At 57.2% G+C, this 18,167-nt stretch carries 14 protein-coding genes; 8 read left to right on the top strand and 6 right to left on the bottom strand.

Annotated elements, in window-relative coordinates; all coding sequences use genetic code 11:
• Positions 1-120 precede the first annotated feature (120 nt).
• From rplQ to dsbD, 4 genes are all read left to right on the top strand, one after another.
• The gene (gene rplQ / locus PuT2_RS11055) at positions 121-507 is read left to right on the top strand and encodes a 50S ribosomal protein L17 (RefSeq protein WP_093971109.1); all 387 of its coding nucleotides are present in this window, start codon (positions 121-123) and stop codon (positions 505-507) included.
• 265 nt (positions 508-772) lie between these two features.
• Positions 773-1,945, top strand: a complete 1,173-nt coding sequence (locus PuT2_RS11050) for an ABC transporter substrate-binding protein (protein ID WP_093971108.1) — start codon at positions 773-775, stop codon at positions 1,943-1,945.
• A 175-nt stretch (positions 1,946-2,120) separates the two neighbouring features.
• Positions 2,121-2,453 (top strand): divalent-cation tolerance protein CutA, encoded by a 333-nt coding sequence (gene cutA / locus PuT2_RS11045; RefSeq protein ID WP_093971107.1) that lies wholly within the window; start codon positions 2,121-2,123, stop codon positions 2,451-2,453.
• Positions 2,454-2,467: 14 nt separating this feature from the next.
• Complete coding sequence (gene dsbD / locus PuT2_RS11040) at positions 2,468-4,417, top strand: protein-disulfide reductase DsbD (protein ID WP_093971106.1); 1,950 nt, start codon at positions 2,468-2,470, stop codon at positions 4,415-4,417.
• Between the two features lie 100 nt (positions 4,418-4,517).
• On the opposite strand, the gene PuT2_RS11035 is transcribed toward dsbD, so the two are convergent.
• From PuT2_RS11035 to PuT2_RS11025, 3 genes are read right to left on the bottom strand one after another with little or no spacing between them, the layout of a single operon-like run.
• A complete protein-coding gene (locus tag PuT2_RS11035; protein ID WP_093971105.1) occupies positions 4,518-5,657 on the bottom strand; it encodes a deoxyguanosinetriphosphate triphosphohydrolase in 1,140 nt (379 codons plus the stop codon).
• A 9-nt stretch (positions 5,658-5,666) separates the two neighbouring features.
• Complete coding sequence (aroB, locus tag PuT2_RS11030) at positions 5,667-6,755, bottom strand: 3-dehydroquinate synthase (protein WP_093971104.1); 1,089 nt, start codon at positions 6,753-6,755, stop codon at positions 5,667-5,669.
• The gene (locus tag PuT2_RS11025; RefSeq protein ID WP_254046996.1) at positions 6,752-7,327 is read right to left on the bottom strand and encodes a shikimate kinase; all 576 of its coding nucleotides are present in this window, start codon (positions 7,325-7,327) and stop codon (positions 6,752-6,754) included. The genes aroB and PuT2_RS11025 overlap by 4 nt, the downstream gene beginning before the upstream one ends.
• A 117-nt stretch (positions 7,328-7,444) precedes the next feature.
• On the opposite strand from PuT2_RS11025, the gene PuT2_RS11020 reads away from it, so the two are divergent.
• Positions 7,445-9,931 (top strand): penicillin-binding protein 1A, encoded by a 2,487-nt coding sequence (locus tag PuT2_RS11020; RefSeq protein WP_093971103.1) that lies wholly within the window; start codon positions 7,445-7,447, stop codon positions 9,929-9,931.
• Positions 9,932-10,012: 81 nt separating this feature from the next.
• On the opposite strand, the gene cyaY is transcribed toward PuT2_RS11020, so the two are convergent.
• A complete protein-coding gene (gene cyaY, locus PuT2_RS11015; RefSeq protein ID WP_093971102.1) occupies positions 10,013-10,345 on the bottom strand; it encodes an iron donor protein CyaY in 333 nt (110 codons plus the stop codon).
• A gap of 35 nt (positions 10,346-10,380) precedes the next feature.
• Here cyaY and PuT2_RS11010 point away from each other — a divergent pair, with 35 nt between their 5' ends.
• From PuT2_RS11010 to PuT2_RS11000, 3 genes are all read left to right on the top strand, one after another.
• Positions 10,381-10,578, top strand: a complete 198-nt coding sequence (locus tag PuT2_RS11010; protein ID WP_093971101.1) for a lipoprotein — start codon at positions 10,381-10,383, stop codon at positions 10,576-10,578.
• A gap of 85 nt (positions 10,579-10,663) precedes the next feature.
• A complete protein-coding gene (gene lysA / locus PuT2_RS11005; RefSeq protein ID WP_093971100.1) occupies positions 10,664-11,929 on the top strand; it encodes a diaminopimelate decarboxylase in 1,266 nt (421 codons plus the stop codon).
• A 42-nt stretch (positions 11,930-11,971) separates the two neighbouring features.
• A complete protein-coding gene (locus PuT2_RS11000) occupies positions 11,972-14,509 on the top strand; it encodes a bifunctional diguanylate cyclase/phosphodiesterase (RefSeq protein ID WP_093971099.1) in 2,538 nt (845 codons plus the stop codon).
• A 198-nt stretch (positions 14,510-14,707) separates the two neighbouring features.
• Here the strand turns inward: PuT2_RS11000 and ccsB are convergent, their stop codons facing one another.
• Entirely contained in the window at positions 14,708-16,060 is a 1,353-nt protein-coding gene (ccsB, locus tag PuT2_RS10995) for a c-type cytochrome biogenesis protein CcsB (protein ID WP_093971098.1), read from the bottom strand.
• Positions 16,061-16,070: 10 nt separating this feature from the next.
• The gene (locus PuT2_RS10990) at positions 16,071-18,056 is read right to left on the bottom strand and encodes a cytochrome c biogenesis protein ResB (protein ID WP_093971166.1); all 1,986 of its coding nucleotides are present in this window, start codon (positions 18,054-18,056) and stop codon (positions 16,071-16,073) included.
• Between the last annotated feature and the right edge of the window lie 111 nt (positions 18,057-18,167).

The following is an 18,167-nucleotide window of genomic DNA, read 5'->3' as shown; positions in this document are numbered from 1 at the left end:
ATTGGGCTTGCCGGGCTTTTTTACCAACAGCCCGCGGGTTAACTACCGATAGAAGAGCTGTTCAACCGTGCCACGTACTGGTAATGCCGGTGCAGGGCCACAAGATTCAAAGGAAATATCATGCGTCACCGTAGTGGATTACGTAAACTTAACCGCACCAGCAGCCACCGTTTGGCAATGTTCCGCAACATGGCCGTTTCGCTGATTACTCACGAAGCCATCAAAACCACGTTGCCCAAAGCCAAAGAATTGCGCCGCGTTATCGAACCCCTGATTACTCTGGGTAAAGAGCCCACACTGGCCAACAAGCGTCTTGCGTTTGCTCGCCTGCGTGACCGCGACGCCGTCGTCAAACTTTTCGCCGAAATCGGTCCCCGCTACAAAGAGCGCAACGGTGGTTACACCCGTGTTCTTAAAATGGGTTTCCGTCAGGGTGACAACGCCCCCATGGCTTACATGGAACTGGTCGATCGTCCTGAAGTCGAACAGGCTGAAGACGCTGAATAAGCGCTGATGCGAGTCTGGCAGGGCTCTGATTCTGCCGATTTTTAAAACCCCGTTGCCACAAGCAGCGGGGTTTTTTTATTAAAAAGTAGTTCAAGTTTCAACTTTTTTTAAAGAATCCGGGGAAAACCCTGCCCCATTCATGTTGTGGTCAGAAATAAAAACCAATAAGCTTCACAGGTGTTTCAGATTGAATGGAACGGGTGGCATATTTTCATCAATAACAATTTGCCGCCCTTCACTGAAATTAATTTCAAAGGAGTAGTACATGCTGAAAAAACTTGCATTAGGTTGTGTGGCCTCGGCCATGATGGCGCTGGGCGCGTCTGCCCAGGCACAAGAGCCAGTCCGTATTGGTTTTATCACCACACTTAGCACCCCTGCGGGCTACCTGGGTGAAGACGCTCGCGACGGCTTTAACCTTGCAGTCAAGCAAGGCGGCGGCAAGCTGGGTGGTGTGGCCGTTAATGTTATCGCTGAAGACGACGGCCTCAAGCCGGCCAACGGCAAGCAAATCGTCGATCGTATGGTGGCTGACGGTATTCGTCTGTTCTCAGGCCCTATTTTCTCTAATGTATCGACTGCAATCGTGCCCTCTATTACCGGGGCAGGCGGCTTCTTCGTGAGCCCCAACGCGGGCCCATCGCCTTTCGCCGGCTCGCGTTGCGATAAAAACTATTTCGTCACTTCGTTCGAAAACTCGGCGGTTCACGCTGCCGGTGGTGCTGCCGCAAACGAACTGGGCTACAAAAAAGTCGTGTTGCTTGCACCTAACTACCAAGCGGGTCGCGACGCACTCGCCGGCTTCAAGCGCTTGTACAAAGGCGAAGTTCTGGCCGAAATCTATACCAAGCTTGACCAGTCCGACTTCTCCATCGAAATGGCGCGTATCCGCGACATGAAGCCCGATGCTATTTATCAGTTCCACCCTGGTGGTCTTGGTATTAACTTCGCCAAGCAATATGCCGCTTCCGGTCTGAACAAAACCATTCCTATGGTTCTGCCTGTGTTCTCGATGGACTTGCGTATGCTTAAAGCCACTGGCGACGCAGCCGAAGGCCTGTATACCGTTGCATTGTGGGCGCCTAGCCTCGACGTTCCCGGTAATGCCGATTTCGTCAAGGCGTTCGAGGCTGAGTATGGCCGTACCCCAACCCACTACGCCGCTTTGGCCTACGATACCGCGAACTCTATTGGCGCAGGCCTGAAAGCCAACGGTGGCGATATGTCTAAAGCCGACGCCTTCCGCGATGCCATGCGCAAAGCCGAATTCCAGTCGGTTCGCGGTAACTTCGCCTACGACACCAACCACCATCCTATTCAGGACTACTACCTGATTCAGATCGTGCGTAACGACAAGGGCGAGCTGGCACCTAAAGTTGTCCGCAAAGTGCTCGAAAAGCACAACGACGTTTTTGCTCCCGAGTGCAAAATGAACTAAATAGCGGCTGATACAGCGTGGTACAGCCCGCTGCGTTCGTTGTTCGTTCAAAGCCCCGCGGCATTAGCTGCGGGGCTTTTTTGTTGGTGACTGGGCCAGCTCGGGCTGGCCTGATGGGCCTGAGTTAAACTTGACGGCGTTGCCCGTAGCCCGCGGGCTCGCGTAGCGAGCGCTCATGAGTACCGACCTGGTTGTAATGCTTACCAACGCCCCCGACACCCTGCTGGCCAAGCGCATTGCCCACTATCTGGTGGAAGACGGCTTGGCTGCCTGTGTGAACCTTGGCGCGCCGGGGTTGTCCATGTATATGTGGCAAGGGGTGCTCGAGGGCACCGAAGAGATCCCCCTCACCATAAAAACAACGCAGGCGCGTGTCCCCGACGTCATAGAAAAAATTCGTGAGCTGCACCCCTACCAGGTGCCTGAGGTGCTGGTTTTGCCCGTCATCGGCGGCCACGAAGCGTATATTGACTGGGTGCGTGCGCAAACGCGCCCAATCGACTCATAACATCAGGACACCTCATGTTGTACAGGTTATACGCCCGGATCTTAATGCTGGTCATCGGGTTGCTGGCGGCTATCGGCCACATGGTCATGGCCCCGGCAAACGCACAAGAAGAGTTTCTTGATCCTGATGTCGCCTTCGTTATGTCGGCGGCCATGAACGGCCCGAACGAGCTGCGCATACATTACAAAATTGCGCCCGAGTACTACATGTACCGGACGCGTTTTGCGCTGGCCAGTCAGCCCGATCCTGATTTGATTGGGGCTGTGGCATTCCCTCCGGGGTTGGTGAAGTTTGATGAAACTTTCGGGGAAGACCTCGAGGTCTACTACCGGCAAGTGACGCTGGCGGTGTCGCTTAAACCCGGGGCAACGGGCGCTCAAACGCTCGACATCACCAGCCAAGGGTGTGCCGACGCCGGGCTGTGCTACCCGCCTATTACCAAGTCCCTTACCCTCACGCCGGGCGAAAACGGCTATACCGTATCGGGGCCGGGCGCCACAGATGCAGTGCCCGAACCGTTGTCGACCATCGTCAATCCTGCCGACAAAACATCGTTTACCGATGCCATCAGAGCCACTGATGTCGGCCTGGCCGGGTATCTTGCTCAGGCCGATGCCATCACGATTATTGCCCTGGCCCTGTTGCTGGGCGTGTTGCTGACCTTTACGCCTTGCGTGCTGCCCATGGTGCCTATTGTGCTGGCCGTTATTGCCGGCAGCCAGGGCGCGGGTGCTACGCCGGGGCGTTGGCGCGGCCTGTCGCTGGCGGCTGTTTATTTGCTGGGGGTGTCCCTGTTATATACCGCCATGGGCGTGGCGGCGGGCCTGGTTGGAGCGGGCCTGGCGGCCTGGCTGCAAACGCCATGGGTGTTGTCGGTGTTTGCCCTCTTGCTGGCCTTGCTGGCCCTGGCCATGTTCAATGTGTATAACTTTCAGGCGCCCTCGCAATGGCAGTCGGCGCTCAGCCAGCGCCTGTCGCAAATTCCCGGTGGCCATTACGGCGGCGCGTTTGTCATGGGCTTGCTCTCGGCGCTTATTGTCGGGCCGTGCGTAGCGGCCCCGTTGGCCGGCGTATTGCTGTTTATCTCGCAAACGGGCGATTGGGTGTTGGGCGGCAGTGCTCTGTTTGCCCTGGCTTGGGGGCAAGGTCTGTTGTTGTTGGTATTGGGTGCGGGCTCCGGTGCCCTGCTACCCAAAGCCGGGCCCTGGATGGAAGGTGTGCGCCAAGCGTTTGGGGTGATGCTGCTGGCGACGGCGTGGTGGATGCTCAATCCCGTGTTGCCCGATAGTGTGATGGTTGCGGGTTGGATCATTCTGGCGATGTGGACGGCTATTATGCTGGGTATGTTCCGTCGGGTTGACGCGGGTGTCTGGGCATACTTGCGCAAGGCGTGCGGTGCCGTGCTGGCGGTTTGGGCTGTCTTGATGCTGGTGGGCGTGGCCGGCGGTACCTACAGCGTACTTCAGCCATTGTCTGGCCTTGTGGCGCTTCAGTCGTCTGGGCAGGCGACAAGCGCTGGTTTGGCAGGCGGTTTGCCGGCATCTGGCAGCGCGGCGTCGAATGGCCTTGTGCCGGCAGGGTCAGCATCAGCAAATATTAAATCGCAGTTCGTCAAGGTGGCTTCGGTACAAGAGCTCGACCATTTGTTGGCCAATAGTAATCGCCCGGTGCTGCTCGATTTTTACGCTGACTGGTGCGTGTCGTGCATCGAAATGGAGCGCTTTACTTTTACCGACCCCACAGTTGCCCAATTGATGCAACAGTTTGTGCTGGTTCAGGCCGACGTCACCAAAAATACCGATGACGATCGTGCCCTGCTGCGTCGCTTCAGTTTGTTCGGGCCGCCCGGCATTATGTTTTTCAAGGCGAATGGCCAGCATTTGGCCGACGAGCGTGTGGTGGGTTTCATGAAAGCCACCGATTTTGCGGTAGTGCTGCAGCGGGCATTAGCCGCAAATAAATAGTCTGACGTATTTGATTAAGACCCGGGATGGGCGCTTTTGCCTGGCTGGGTGTTATTGCGTCTGTGGTTGCCGCGATAGGCGCCTGGCACCGCCTGTTGGCTTACACCTGCGCGCCGTTCATCTGGAACAGTTCGCGGTGCTCTTTTATGGCGTAGCGGTCCGTCATGCCGGCAATATAGTCGGCAATTGCGCGGGCCTGCTCGGCGTCGTTGTCGCGCCGGTACTCTTTTGACAATAACCGGGGCTCGTTCAAGTAGGCTGTGAACAGTTCGCGCACAATGCGTCGTGCCTTGGTCGTCATGCGCATCACCTGGTGGTGCCGGTACAAATTTTCAAGCAAGAAACGCTTCAGGGCGTCGGCCTGGGCCCGTACGGGCGGCGAAAATGCCGCCAGCGGCGGGCAGCGCCTGACGGCATCGGGGCTGTCGGGCTGGTGCTGTTCGATATTGGCCAGGGTGGTGTCGGTCAGGTCAATGATCAGCGTGTTGATCATGGCCCGTATCGTTTCGGCAATGACGCGTTTACGGTCGAGGTTGCGATAGCGGCGGGTGACTTGAGCATGATGCGTGGCAAAAATTTCCAGCATTTGTAGTTGCTCGATGGTAATCAAACCCGAACGCAGGCCATCGTCGATGTCGTGGTTGTTGTAGGCGATTTCGTCGGCCAAGTTGGCAATTTGCGCTTCTAACGAAGGCTGCTGCCGCAGGATGAATCGTTCACCAATGACGCCGAGTTGCCGGGCATGCTTTAACGAGCAATGTTTAAGGATGCCTTCACGGGTTTCGAAGCACAGATTCAGGCCATTAAACGCGGCATAGCGCTCTTCGAGGGTGTCGACCACGCGCAGGCTTTGCAGGTTATGTTCGAAGCCGCCAGCGCTGGGCGCCAGTTCGCGCATGCACGCGTTAAGCTCGTCTTGGCCGGCGTGCCCAAACGGCGTGTGGCCCAGGTCGTGAGCCAACGAAATGGCCTCGGTCAGGTCTTCGTGCAGGCCCAGGTTACGCGCCAGGCTGCGGGCAATTTGCGCGACTTCGATACTGTGCGTCAAGCGCGTACGAAACAGGTCGCCTTCGTGGTTGATGAAGACCTGGGTTTTGTATTCGAGCAGCCTGAAGGCATTGCAATGAATGATGCGGTCGCGGTCGCGTTGGAACTCGGTGCGGCCGGCAGGCGGTGCTTCGGGATGGACCCGGCCTCGGGACTGTTCTGGACGACATGCGTACGGGGCCAACACCGCCATTCAAGCTCCTTATAAAACCGGGACTGCCGTTTTATGCAAGACGTCGCGCACCACATTAAGGGGTGCGCCTTGCACAACGGCCTGGCCTATTTTAGGCAGAAGCACGAAGCGCAGGTGCCCGCCCTCGGTTTTTTTGTCTACCTGCATCAGTTCGACCCAGCGCTCGGTACCCAGGTTGGGCGGTACGACCGGGCAGCCAATGGCATGGACCAGGTCGTGAACACGCTGGACACTAGCGGCATCGAGCCCGGTGGTGACCGCAGACAGTGCGGCTGCCTGCACCATGCCGCAGCCCACGGCTTCACCGTGCAACCATTCGCCATAGCCCATGCCGGCTTCAATCGCGTGCCCGAAGGTGTGACCGAAGTTAAGTATGGCGCGCAGGCCCGATTCGCGTTCATCTTGGCCAACGACATAAGCTTTAAGTTCGCATGACCGTTGGATGGCATAGCGAATTGCATCGGCGTCGAGTGCGCGAAGTGCATCGACATGGGCTTCACACCAGTCGAAGAATTCGGCATCGATAATTAAACCGTACTTGATGACTTCGGCCAGGCCCGCGGAAATTTCGCGTTCGGGCAGCGTGTGGAGCACATCGATGTCGATTTCGACTGCGATGGGCTGGTAAAACGCACCGATCATGTTTTTGCCCAGGGGGTGGTTAATGGCGGTTTTGCCACCGACTGACGAGTCGACTTGCGACAGCACCGTAGTGGGTACCTGTAAAAAGCGTACGCCGCGCATGTAGCTTGACGCGGCAAAGCCGACCATGTCGCCGATAACGCCGCCGCCCAGTGCGACCAGCAGGCATTTGCGGTCGAGGCGGTTTTGTAACAAGCCATCAAAAATGAGATTAAGTGTTTGCCAGTCTTTGTAGGTTTCGCCGTCGGGAAGCGTAATGGTAATGACTGTTTTGCCCGACTTTTGCAGGGCTGCTGTTGCCCTTTTGGCATACAGGTCGCCTACTGTGGGGTTGGTGACGAGTGCGATGGCAGTGGCATCGGCGGGCACGCTTTCGTGAAGGTGGTCGAGGCGACCCGTGCCGATGTGAATGGGGTAATGCCCACCGGGGGTGGCAACGTTGACAGTTGTAGTCATGATGGAACAGGAGTTGATTTAAGCAGTTGAACCAGGGCGTCGGCGGCTTGGGCAATGGGCATGCTGCCCGTGTCGAAAGCGACGTGGGCGACTTCTTCGTAGAGCGGGGCGCGTTGGGTAAGTAATTCGGTTACGCGGGCGCGCGGGTTGGCGGTTTGCAACAGTGGGCGGTTGCGGTCTTTGGCGACACGACGGTAGAGTTCTTCGTCAGAGGCGCGTAAATAAACAACCACGCCACGTTCGGCCAGGATGCGCCGATTTTGCGCCGCAAGTACCGCACCGCCGCCTGTCGCCAGTACAATACCCGGTTGCTGAGAGTATTCGTCGAGTAAAAGGGTTTCGCGTTTACGGAACCCTTCTTCGCCTTCGACCTCAAAGATATGTGAAACCGGCACGCCGCAGCGCGCTTCAATGGCTTGATCAAGGTCAATGAATTCGCGGCCCAGTATTTTGGCCAGGCTGCGCCCAATGGTTGTTTTACCGGCGCCCATCATGCCCACCAAAAAAATCGGGCGGTTGTGCGGCAAAGCCACCACGCAGGGTTCGGCAAGGTTGCGTGTCGTGTCGTTCATTTGTGTATTATCCCACTAGCCAACGGGCCAGTGGTCGCGGATGCTGCATTAAACTGTTACATAAACCTGAAGCATCCATCATAGTCTGATTCATCCCCGACTTAAAATCGCCCTTAAATGAGTTCATCTGCAAAATCTTCCAAAAACGCGGCCCCCGAATCAAGTCATTGGGTCCGGCGTTTTCTGATCAAAACAGCCGTGTTTTTTGCCGGCCTGGGCTTGTGTGGCGCATTGTTGGGGACGCTGGCACTGGCGTTGGCCTGGCCTAACCTGCCCGACTTGTCCGCCATGATCGATTACCGGCCGCGGGTGCCGCTGCGTATTTACACGGCCGACAAGGTCCTGATTGGCGAATTCGGCGAAGAGCGGCGCAATGTGCTGCGGTTCAACGAGATCCCCGACGTCATGAAGTCGGCGATTTTGGCGGCTGAAGACGACCGTTTTTACCAGCATAGTGGTATCGACTGGATGGGCGTGGGGCGTGCAGCGTTGGCAAATATGGTTAGCATGGCCAAAACGCAAGGCGCCAGCACCATTACCATGCAGGTGGCCCGTAATTTCTATTTGTCTTCAGAAAAAACTTACACCCGCAAGTTCTACGAACTGCTGCTGACGTTCAAAATCGAAGCCACCCTGTCGAAGAACGAAATTCTCGATCTGTACATGAACCAGATTTACCTGGGGCATCGTTCGTATGGGTTTGCGGCGGCGTCGCGTACATATTTTGGCAAACCGTTGCCCGACATCACACTTGCCGAAGCCGCCATGCTGGCGGGCATTCCGAAGGCACCGTCGAGGTTTAACCCTATTGCCAATTTGTCGCGTGCAAAATCACGCCAAATGTATGTGTTGGGCCGCATGCGCGACCTGGGCTATATCACCCCCGAAGAGTATCAGCAGGCGGCTGCTCAGCCCATTGTGCTGAAGTCGGCCCCTGGCACGCCTGCGGGCGGCTATGCCATTCATGCCGAATACGCGGCAGAGCTGGCGCGTCAGTTGTTGTTTACGGTTTACCAAGACAACATCTATTCGCGTGGGTTCAATATCTACACCACCATCGACTCAAAAGAGCAGCAGCAGGCCTACGAGGCCGTGCGCAACGGCATTCTTGACTACACCCGTCGTGCGCCTTACCCCGGTCCTGAAGAAACTATCGACTTGCCCGATGGTATAGAGAACAACGCCGAGCAGTTCGATGCCGTTCTTGAGAAAATCCAGGACAAGTACCGCGATAGCGACGACTTGCTGGTTGGCCTGGTGTTGTCTGCCGCGCCAGACAAGATCGTAGTAGCGCGTAGCCCGGAACAAATTGTCGAGATCACCGACAAATCGGCCCTTAAGGTCGTAGCTCGGGGCTTGGCTAAAAACGCCAAGGCCGACGTCCGCATTTCGCGTGGTTCGGTGGTGTATGTCCGTAAAAATGGCGACGCCTGGGAGCTCTTAAATCGTCCTTCGGTGCAGGCGGCTTTTGTGGCGTTGCGCCCGCAAGACGGCGCCATCAGGGCCATGGTGGGCGGCTTTGACTTTGAAGAGCAATTTAATCGGGTGACGCAGGCGTGGCGTCAGCCCGGCTCGGCCTTCAAGCCCTTTATCTACGCCAGTGCACTCGAGCGCGGCATGACACCTGCGACGCAGGTATCCGACGAGCCCTTCCGTTTGACGGCAGAGCAAACCGGCTCGAAAGCGTGGGAGCCCAAAAACTACGGCAATACCTACGAGCCCATGCTGACCCTGCGCGAGGGTTTGTATAAGTCCAAAAACATGGTGTCTATACGTATCATGCAAGCGGTTGGCCCGCAGTACGTGCAAGACTACATCACCCGTTTTGGTTTCGAACGTGCGCGTAACCCCGCAGTGCTGCCCTTGGCCCTTGGGGCGGGCGGCGTGACGCCGCTGCAACTGGCCGGTGGGTATTCGGTGTTTGCTAACGGGGGTTACCGGGTGCCGCCCTACCTTATCGACCGCGTGACCGATGCCGATGGCAAGGTCATTATGCAGGCCAAGCCTGTTGTGGCCGGAGACGCGGCTGCACGTGTTATTGACCCGCGTACGGCCTATGTCATGAACGACATCATGCGCGGTATTGCTCGCCAAGGTACGGCAGCGCGTTTGGCACGCGATCTGAAACGCCCTGATGTCGGCGGTAAAACCGGCACTACCAACGATTCTCACGACGCCTGGTTCGCTGGCTTCACTCCAAATATTGTGGGCGTGGCCTGGATGGGCTTTGATCAGCCGCGGTCGTTGGGCTCTCGCGAAACGGGGGGTGGCGCTTCGCTGCCGATCTGGCTTGATTACATGCGCGTAGCGCTTAAAGACCAGCCTATTGCTGAGCCCGGTCCGTTGCCCGAAGGTTTGACGCGCGAAGGCGGCGACTTTTACTTTGCCGAGTTCCCGCCAGGCAAGGCCGTGGCCCGGGTCGGTTTGCCGTCGCCTGAAGAGCTCATGCTGAATGGCCAGATTCCCCAAGGGGCTACACCGAGTGGTGCGGCGCCGGCTGGGGGGGCTGATGGCATTGGGGCGCTGTTAGATCAGTTGGGTGGTGGCGGTCCGTCGTATGGCCCTGCCCCCGAAGCGGCACAACCCCAACGTGTGCAGTTCTAGCCAGTCTTTCGGGCGGTACCGCCCTGAAGGCTGGTGAGCTACCGGTGCAGCAAGCGCCGGTAGCCTAGCGCTCTTGGCAGGCTACACCACGACTTTAATAGGTTGCCCGCCGCAGGCTTCGGTGCAAATCTGTGAAAGTGCGTCTGCCATGTTTGGGCCGCCACGGGTATCGACCCAATGCGTGCCGTCGAAGCGGTAATGAAAGCCCCCGCTGCGCGCCGCCACCCACATTTCTTGCATGGGCGCCTGGCTGTTGATGACGACATGAATGCTGTTGTCGAAAATCAGCGTTAATACGTTGCCGCTACGATTGGCTTCGACGTCGATGTCATAAAGCGACATCCAGTCGTCAGACTGGCTTTCGATGTGGTCCAGGATGGCTTCACTGCGTGCAAGAAATTCTGTTTCGTTCATAATGGCTACCTGCAAAGCTTTTGGAGTATGAATTTATGCGCGCGACTTGTACATCGACAACCGCGGCATCGGTTACCCGCATTGTAGCCAGCATGGCCATGTTTTTGACGTTGGCTGCCTGCGGCTACAAAGGGGCGCTTTACATGCCGCCCCCCGAAGCCCCCGATCCAGCACTGACGCAACCGCCACCGGCCCCGCAAAACATGTCTGAAGGGCCTGCAACATCGCGTTAACCCTCGTATGTTAAAACTCCTATCGGCGTCTGATCATTGATATGATTAGACGCTGTTTTTTGTTAATTGTAATAAAAGCTTCACAATGACCGTCTCCCCCCATTTTGCGTTTCATCAGGGTGTGCTTCACGCCGAAAACGTTCCCCTGACCCTACTGGCAGAGCGCTTCGGCACCCCGCTATACGTCTATTCAAAGCGGGCGCTGCACGATGCCTGGGGGGCATATCAGCAAGCGGCTATCGGCCGTAATGTGCTGGTGTGTTATGGCATGAAAGCCAACTCCAACCTGGCGGTCTTAAACGAGTTTCGCAAGCTCGGGTCCGGCTTTGATATCGTGTCGGGCGGCGAGCTGGCTCGCGTGCTGGCCGTTGGCGGCGATGCCGGTAAAGTGGTGTTTTCGGGTGTTGGCAAACAAGAGTGGGAAATGCGCGCCGCGCTCAAGGCCGGCGTAAAGTGTTTCAACGTTGAGTCCGAACCCGAACTTCAGCGCCTGGCCCAGGTGGCTCACGACATGGGTAAGGTTGCGCCTGTATCGCTGCGTGTCAACCCCGATGTCGATGCCCAGACGCACCCTTATATTTCTACCGGCCTGAAAGAAAACAAGTTCGGTATTGCCATCGAAGACGCGCCCGGCGTGTATCAGCGCGCGTTGCAGTACGACAGCCTCGACATTGTCGGGGTCGATTGTCATATCGGCTCGCAAATCACCGAGGTCAGCCCTTATCTCGATGCGCTCGACAAATTGTTGGTGCTTATTAAGCACTTGGCAGGCCTGGGTGTGAATATCCGGCACCTCGACCTGGGCGGCGGTATCGGGATTCGTTACACCGACGAGACCCCTTTGACGCCCAAAATGCTCCTCGACAAAGTGTTCGAAAAGCTTGACGCGCAAGGTTTCGGGCATTTGCAAATAGTGCTCGAGCCCGGGCGATCGTTGGTGGGCAACGCGGGTGTGTTACTCACACGCATCGAATATCTGAAACATACCGATGCTAAAAACTTCGCTATTGTCGATGCGGCCATGAACGATCTGATCCGCCCCACGCTTTACGATGCATGGCACAGCGTTGAGCAGGTTGTGACGCCGGTTGGCGGGCAAGTACAAACCTACGATATTGTTGGCCCCATCTGTGAAAGCGGTGACTGGCTGGCCCGTAATCGTAGCCTGGCATTGGCGCAGGGCGATTTATTGGCGATTATGTCTGCGGGGGCCTATGCCTTCACCATGGCCAGTCAATACAATACGCGTCCGCGTGCCGCCGAGGTCATGGTCGATAACGACACCTTTACCGTGGTGCGCCCTCGTGAGAAGCTGGAAAGCCTTTTTGAACATGAAGTCGTACTTGATTAACGCAGCAAGCTCGGGGAGCAGGATGGTTGTATTTTGAGCGGTATGAAACCAGCACAAGACCAAACGCAGGCTAAGCCCGGCGAGACCGGCCTTGATCGTGTGGTCAGTGCATTTGCCGCATATACCGTCCCGTTCGTCGTCGTGCTTTTTGCGCTGGGTACGCTCATCTATTGGGGGCGAGTCAGTTATTTCGCCTCGGGTGCTTTTCAGGCCATTCCCATGCTCGAAGGCGTGGTTCTGGCGCTGTCTTTGGCCTTGTTGCTCGTCGCTGCCGCCAGTCGTAAATGGCTGTATGTGCTGTTCGCGGGTTGGCTTGTTGGTAATTTGCGGCTGACAGCCTTGTCCATGGGCTGGGATACGCTCTGGTTAGGCCAGGCCGTACCTCTCACCCTGGTGCCGCTAATGCGTGCGGTCACCATCGCGCTGTATTACATCCTGACTTACGCCCTGTTCACACAACTGTTCCGTAGCGAGCTAGCCCAAATTGGCCATGCGCGGTTGCAGGCGCTGGGCCGTTTCTCGGGCATATTGTTGCTGGTGGCGGCATTGGCGTTGCCTTACGACCAGTTTCTGCCCGTCATGTGGGGCGTTGTGGGCGTTGCTATTGCCCTGGTTGCGTTTTTGCTGGTTCGCGCCATTCGTTTAACCCGCTCTGTCGAGGCCGTTTGGTACAGCGTAACCCTTGCTGTTGTTATCGGCATTGGTTCGGGTGCCATGGGCCTGTTTGCGTCGGCGCTGCATGTCGATCTGTTTGACGACACCATCATGCATATTGCGGCCGCGTTTGTGTCCAGTCTGCTGATTGCGTTGGTTATTGCCAATAGCGAACGTAAAGAGCGTCATCATCGCATTAAGGCGCAAGCCGAACTGAGCCGGGTGTATAACGTCGCCCCGGTGGGTTTGTTTACCCTTTCCATGAGCGGTGCCCTGACCCGGGCGAATCCCGCGCTGTTGGCCATGCTGGGAGTAGCCAACCTCGAGGGCGAAAAGGCCTTATGGGAAAATCATTTCGGCCGCCAAGCCTGGATCAAGCTGGTCGATCATCTCGAGCGAGATGGCGAGGTTGAACTTGAAATGCAGAACCTGCGTCAGTCGCCCGACCAGAAGCGCAGCTCGTACCGGGTTAAAGCGGTTCTGGAAAATGACCAGATCGAAGGCTCACTGCAAGATATCACCGGCCATACCGATGCTATTTCGCAATTGCGTTTGCAGGCCAACCGCGACCCGCTTACCGACACCTTGAATCACCATGGCGTAGACGCCGAGCTGCGGGTCAGCCTTGAGCGCATGGCCGAGTGCGAGACGTACAAGTTGGGCTACCTTGAGCTGAACTCATTGAAAACCGTCAACAACCTGTACGGCAAAGCGGTGGGCGATGATGTGCTGAGGCAAATCTGCGATCGCGTTAAAGCAATATTAGGCCTGAACGGTCAAATGGGCCGGCTGACGGGCTCTGAGTTTTTACTGTTTTTTACTAACGTTACCCTTGAGAGGGCCCGCGAACTGGCGCAGAAGATCATCGACGACCTTCTGGTTCGTCCGTTGATGATTGGCGGCGCGCCCTTCAAGTTCAAATGTTCTATGGGCTTGGTCGAGCTTGAGCATACTCAGCTCGAACCCGAAGATGCCATTGTGGTCGCCAAGCGTGCTGCCCGAATGGCGCGCAAGTCGCAAACCGGGCAGGTGCTGGTGCAGCGCCACGATGCCCGTCAATTGGCCGAGCAAGGCCAGGAGCTGCGGCTACTGCGCGAATTCAACAGTGGGTTTTCGTCCGATGGCCTGTCGCTGGTGATGCAGCCCATTATGTCGCTAAGCGACCCCTTTGGTTCGCTGAATTTTGAAGTCTTGCTGCGCAAGCACGACCGCAATGGCAAGCTGGTACCTACCGGAAAAATTATCGCGGCAGCCGAAGAAAGCGGCGTCATGAGTCAGATCGACCGCTGGGTGGTCAACACAACATTAAGCTGGCTTGACGAAAACTCAGGAAAGCTCGACAACACTGCCTTTGTTTGCGTCAATTTAAGCGGCATGTCTCTTAACGACGAGCCCTTTGTTGAAGAGTTTTTTGCCACATTCGAGCGTTACGCCCATGTGGCCCGTAAGTTGCTGGTAGAAATTACAGAAACCGTAGCGTTGCACGATTTGGCCAGTACGCGCAGTTTTATTACGCGCTTGCAAAGCCTGGGGGCGCGTGTGGCACTAGACGACTTTGGCGCCGGTTACACGTCGTTTGCATACCTTAAGCAATTGCCGGCCAATGCCTTGAAGATCGATGGTGCGTTTATTCGCAGCATGAATGACCACCCTACCGATGTAGCCATCGTGCGCGCCATTGTGACCCTGGCGCAAAGCCTGAATATGTTCACCATTGCCGAATGGGCTGAAGATATCCCTACCTTGCGTACCCTGAAAGACTTGGGTGTCGACTACGTGCAGGGTTATGTCATTTCGCGGCCTCAGTCGCCCGACCTGATTCCTCATGCGTCCAGCAGCGCCGGCTTTATCGACGATCATAAAACGCGCCAGTTTGTGGGCTACTACGTGCAGCCCAACCCAGACGATTTCGGCCGAACGTTGTAGCCCTGGGTGACACGACCTGAACGCTAAAGGTACGTTCTATAAGGGCCGTGAAACACACGCGGTAGCAGTGCCACTACTCCGGTACGATATAAAGAGAAATAGCAACGCTAAGCCATAAAAAAGGCCGGGGATACCCGGCCTTTTTGTTCATGCAAGTGGCGCGCCTGCGCATGATGGAGCAGGCGCTTGATGGCGTGCTTACAGTTCGCCGTACGAGTGCAGCCCGGACAGGAACATGTTGACGCCCAGGAAGGCAAAGCTGGTAATGACCAGGCCCACCAGCGCCCAATAGGCGGCCATGGCGCCACGCAGGCCTTTCATGAGCCGCATATGCAGCCAGGCCGCATAATTAAGCCACACAATAAGCGCCCAGGTTTCTTTAGGGTCCCATTGCCAGTAAGTGCCCCAGGCGTCGGCGGCCCACAGTGCCCCCAAAATGGTGGCTACGGTAAAGAACGCAAAGCCAATCGCAATGGCCCGATACATGATGTCGTCGAGAATTTCGAGCGAAGGTAGGCTTTTGGCGATGGGGCCGCGAAACGCCAGAATAATGCCGACGATGACAGCGCCCAAACCGAAGTAAAGCATCCAGGTGGCCGAAAGTTCGCGCGAACCGAACATGAGCGGCTCAGCGCACAGGATGGCGCCCAGCAAAAACAGCGGTATGAGCTTTTTACGCGACTTGGTTTCGCCGTGTTCTTTAACCAGGTAGGCAAAGCCCACCATGGCGGCCAGCGAGAAAGTGCCGTATCCGATGAAGTTAGCCGGTACGTGGATTTTCATCCACCAGCTTTTAAGTGCGGGTACCAACGGTTGTATTTCGAAGGCGTCGCGCGTGAAGGTGTACCACAGCAGGAAAATAACCGACGACGTGACCACCAGCAGCACGAAGCCCCCCAACGCGCGGGTGGCGTAGCGACGCTCGTAGTAGAGATAGAACAGTGCCGTGATAAGGGCGAACAGAACAAAGACTTCGTAGAGATTGCTGACCGGGATATGGCCGATATCGGGACCCAGCAAATGGCCTTCGCGCCAACGCACCAGCATGCCGGTAGTGCCCGCATAGACAGCGCCCCACGTTAAGGCCGTGCCCAGCCATGCTGCGGTTTTACTGAAGAACCCTGCCCAGTAGCAGACTGTGGCCAGCACGAACAGCGCACACATCCAGAGAATGGCGGACTGCGACGAAAACAGATACTTCAGGAAGAATACGGATTCGGCCCGCGTGATGTCGCCCTGGTCGATGGGCCCGCCGGCCGCATAAAGCCAGATGGCGAACAGCGCGCTGACCCCGGCAGCAATAAACAAGGTGCGCAACGGACGCCACAGCCACGCCATCCAGGCGACGCCGGGCACCGCACCGACCAGAATGAACTTCTCGTAGATGTCCATGTTGTCGGGGAAGCGAACCAGCGCCCAGGCCGCGCCTGCGGCCAGCAACAGGAAAAACGCGATATCGGACCAGTCGGGTTTGCCGCGCAGCCCGCGGCCGTCGCCGCTGGCACTCATGGCGTCATCCCATGCAGGAGAAGAAACAGAAGTATCGGACATGGTGAGCCTCTTACGTAGACAGCTTTTTGATAGCTGCCTGGAATCGGTCGAATTCGTGGTTGAAATCGAGGTTACGGCGCTGGGATGTCATGGCGGCCAACCAGTGGCTGCCCGTACCCTGGGGTTGTACCCAGACCCAGATCCGGCGGTCGCGCACGTAGAACATTGAAAATACGCCAATAACCAGGAACAAACACCCCAAATATACGGTGTTTTTGCCCGGGCTGCGCGCCACCTGGAACACACTGGCTTCGATGTGGTTGAAGTTGGTGGGGGTGAGCAACACAGGCGCGGGGTAGTCGGTCAGGTTAGCCAGGGCCAGCAAGGCTTGTTGCAGCCATTGGGTTTCGCGCGGGCCGTCGGTGCCTTCGTAGTCGATGGGCGCAAGCCCCCGTGCCGCGCGGTCGATATCGCGCAGTCGCGTGAGCGACAGCTGAATCATGGGGACGGCAAAGCTCAGGAAGCGTTCGCGTTCGGCGTCGGGTACACGCGCCAGAATGGCGTTGAAGCCGCCGGCAGCAAAGGCTTCGAGGGCGCCGGCCGCTGCGCTTTCCAGCAGCGCGCGTTGCTCGGGGTTGCTGGAATTTTCGGCGGCAAATGCCACCGCAGCTTCGTTGCGAAGCGCCGGATCGTTCAGGGCAGCGCGCAAGTCCATAAAGGCATTGAGCGAACTGTTGGTGTCGGCCGGAATGCGGATGTACTGGTAGTTGTCGGACGCGTTGCGACGCACTCCTGCCAGAAATACCGGCCCGCCATCGAGCACCATGGGCATCATGTAATTGTTGTATTCGTATGACTGGCCATCGGCACCAATAAGACGGTACTGGACGCTGGGCCCGACGTTGCGCAGGTTTTCTTGTCGGGTGCTGGTGGCGCTGCCCGTGACCGAAGCTACGTGCTCGAGCACGGCGCGGGGTTGCGGGTCGGCATTAACCTGCAGGTTTTCGACGTTGATGACGCGCAAGCCGGAGACTTCGAGGCGCAATGGCGTGGGCTGGGTGCTGGCGTTAAGGGTAATGTCTGCGCGCTCGCCAACGGTTGACGATACGTCGAAGGTGTCGCGTGCCGTGCCGGTAAGCGGGAAAGCTTTGAAGTCGACGGAACTGCCGCCGTCGTCGAAGCTGGACTGATACACCGTGACGCCCTTGTAGCGCAACGGTTCATTGACTTCGATGACACGTTCGAAACGCTCGTCGGTGTCGGGGTCGTGGACTTCAACGTAGCTTTTGAAGCTGCTGGGCATGCCCGTGGAGTAGTACTCGACATCGAACTTGGCCAGTTTGATGGAGAACGGCAGCGGCTGAACAAGAACGCCCTCGCCTGTTGACACGATGCCGTGACTGCTTTGGCCGCCTTCGGGGACCAGCATGTTGGCCCGATAGCTGGGGTTGGCTGCCGATAGGCGCCCCGACTCGGGGACATCGGCAATGAGCATGTTTTCGGTGATGGGGGCTTTGCCGCCTAGCCAGACTTGCAGGCGGACCGGAAGCTCGCTGTCGAGAATACCGCCGACACAAATGACGACGATGGAGGCATGGGCAAAAATGTAGCCCAGTTTATTGGAGCTGCCTTTTTTGGCGGCGATCAGGCGGCTGTCGCCGTCGGTGCGTACTTTGACCTTGTAGCCTTGTTTTTCGAGCAGTTGCTGCACGCGACCCGTGCTTGCTTCGACCGCTTGCTGACTGTCGGTCTCGATCTTGTGATGGAAGGCGCGCAGGCTGCTGCCACGGACATGCTCGCGAAACGAGCGCATGTCTTTGACCATTTTTGGCGCATTACGCAGCAGGCAAAGTGATGTCGACACGACCAGAAAGGCCATGATCAGCAAAAACCACCAGCTGTTGTACACGTGCCAGATGGCAAAGACGTCGAAGAGCGAGTACCAGAATGGCCCGAACTGATCGATGTAGGTTGCCGAGACCTGGTTTTGCGGCAACACCGTGCCGATAATGCTGGCCACGCAAATGAACATGAGCAGGCTGACGGCAAAGCGCATCGAGCCCAGGAGTTCGAAGAGGTCGGTGCCCCACTGGCGCAAGGAGGAAGCTTGATTCACGGGATGCAATTCATAAAAAAAGGGGGCGCTGGTAAGAGCCCCCCCTATGTG

Origin of the sequence: Pusillimonas sp. T2 (assembly GCF_002236805.1) — a bacterium.
Classification (GTDB): Bacteria; Pseudomonadota; Gammaproteobacteria; order Burkholderiales; family Burkholderiaceae_B; genus Neopusillimonas.
Note: the sequence above shows the minus strand (reverse complement) of the source record. Positions and strands in the feature narration are given on the sequence as shown.

Coding starts and splice junctions, on each gene's coding strand:
- PuT2_RS11025 (WP_254046996.1), bottom strand. CDS start 7,327: ATGAACGACACGACACGCAACCTTGCCGAACCCTGCGTGGTGGCTTTG.
- cyaY (WP_093971102.1), bottom strand. CDS start 10,345: ATGAACGAAACAGAATTTCTTGCACGCAGTGAAGCCATCCTGGACCAC.
- PuT2_RS11020 (WP_093971103.1), top strand. CDS start 7,445: ATGAGTTCATCTGCAAAATCTTCCAAAAACGCGGCCCCCGAATCAAGT.
- PuT2_RS10990 (WP_093971166.1), bottom strand. CDS start 18,056: ATGCGCTTTGCCGTCAGCCTGCTCATGTTCATTTGCGTGGCCAGCATT.
- PuT2_RS11050 (WP_093971108.1), top strand. CDS start 773: ATGCTGAAAAAACTTGCATTAGGTTGTGTGGCCTCGGCCATGATGGCG.
- PuT2_RS11010 (WP_093971101.1), top strand. CDS start 10,381: ATGCGCGCGACTTGTACATCGACAACCGCGGCATCGGTTACCCGCATT.
- PuT2_RS11000 (WP_093971099.1), top strand. CDS start 11,972: ATGAAACCAGCACAAGACCAAACGCAGGCTAAGCCCGGCGAGACCGGC.
- rplQ (WP_093971109.1), top strand. CDS start 121: ATGCGTCACCGTAGTGGATTACGTAAACTTAACCGCACCAGCAGCCAC.
- cutA (WP_093971107.1), top strand. CDS start 2,121: ATGAGTACCGACCTGGTTGTAATGCTTACCAACGCCCCCGACACCCTG.
- dsbD (WP_093971106.1), top strand. CDS start 2,468: ATGTTGTACAGGTTATACGCCCGGATCTTAATGCTGGTCATCGGGTTG.
- ccsB (WP_093971098.1), bottom strand. CDS start 16,060: ATGTCCGATACTTCTGTTTCTTCTCCTGCATGGGATGACGCCATGAGT.
- lysA (WP_093971100.1), top strand. CDS start 10,664: ATGACCGTCTCCCCCCATTTTGCGTTTCATCAGGGTGTGCTTCACGCC.
- PuT2_RS11035 (WP_093971105.1), bottom strand. CDS start 5,657: ATGGCGGTGTTGGCCCCGTACGCATGTCGTCCAGAACAGTCCCGAGGC.
- aroB (WP_093971104.1), bottom strand. CDS start 6,755: ATGACTACAACTGTCAACGTTGCCACCCCCGGTGGGCATTACCCCATT.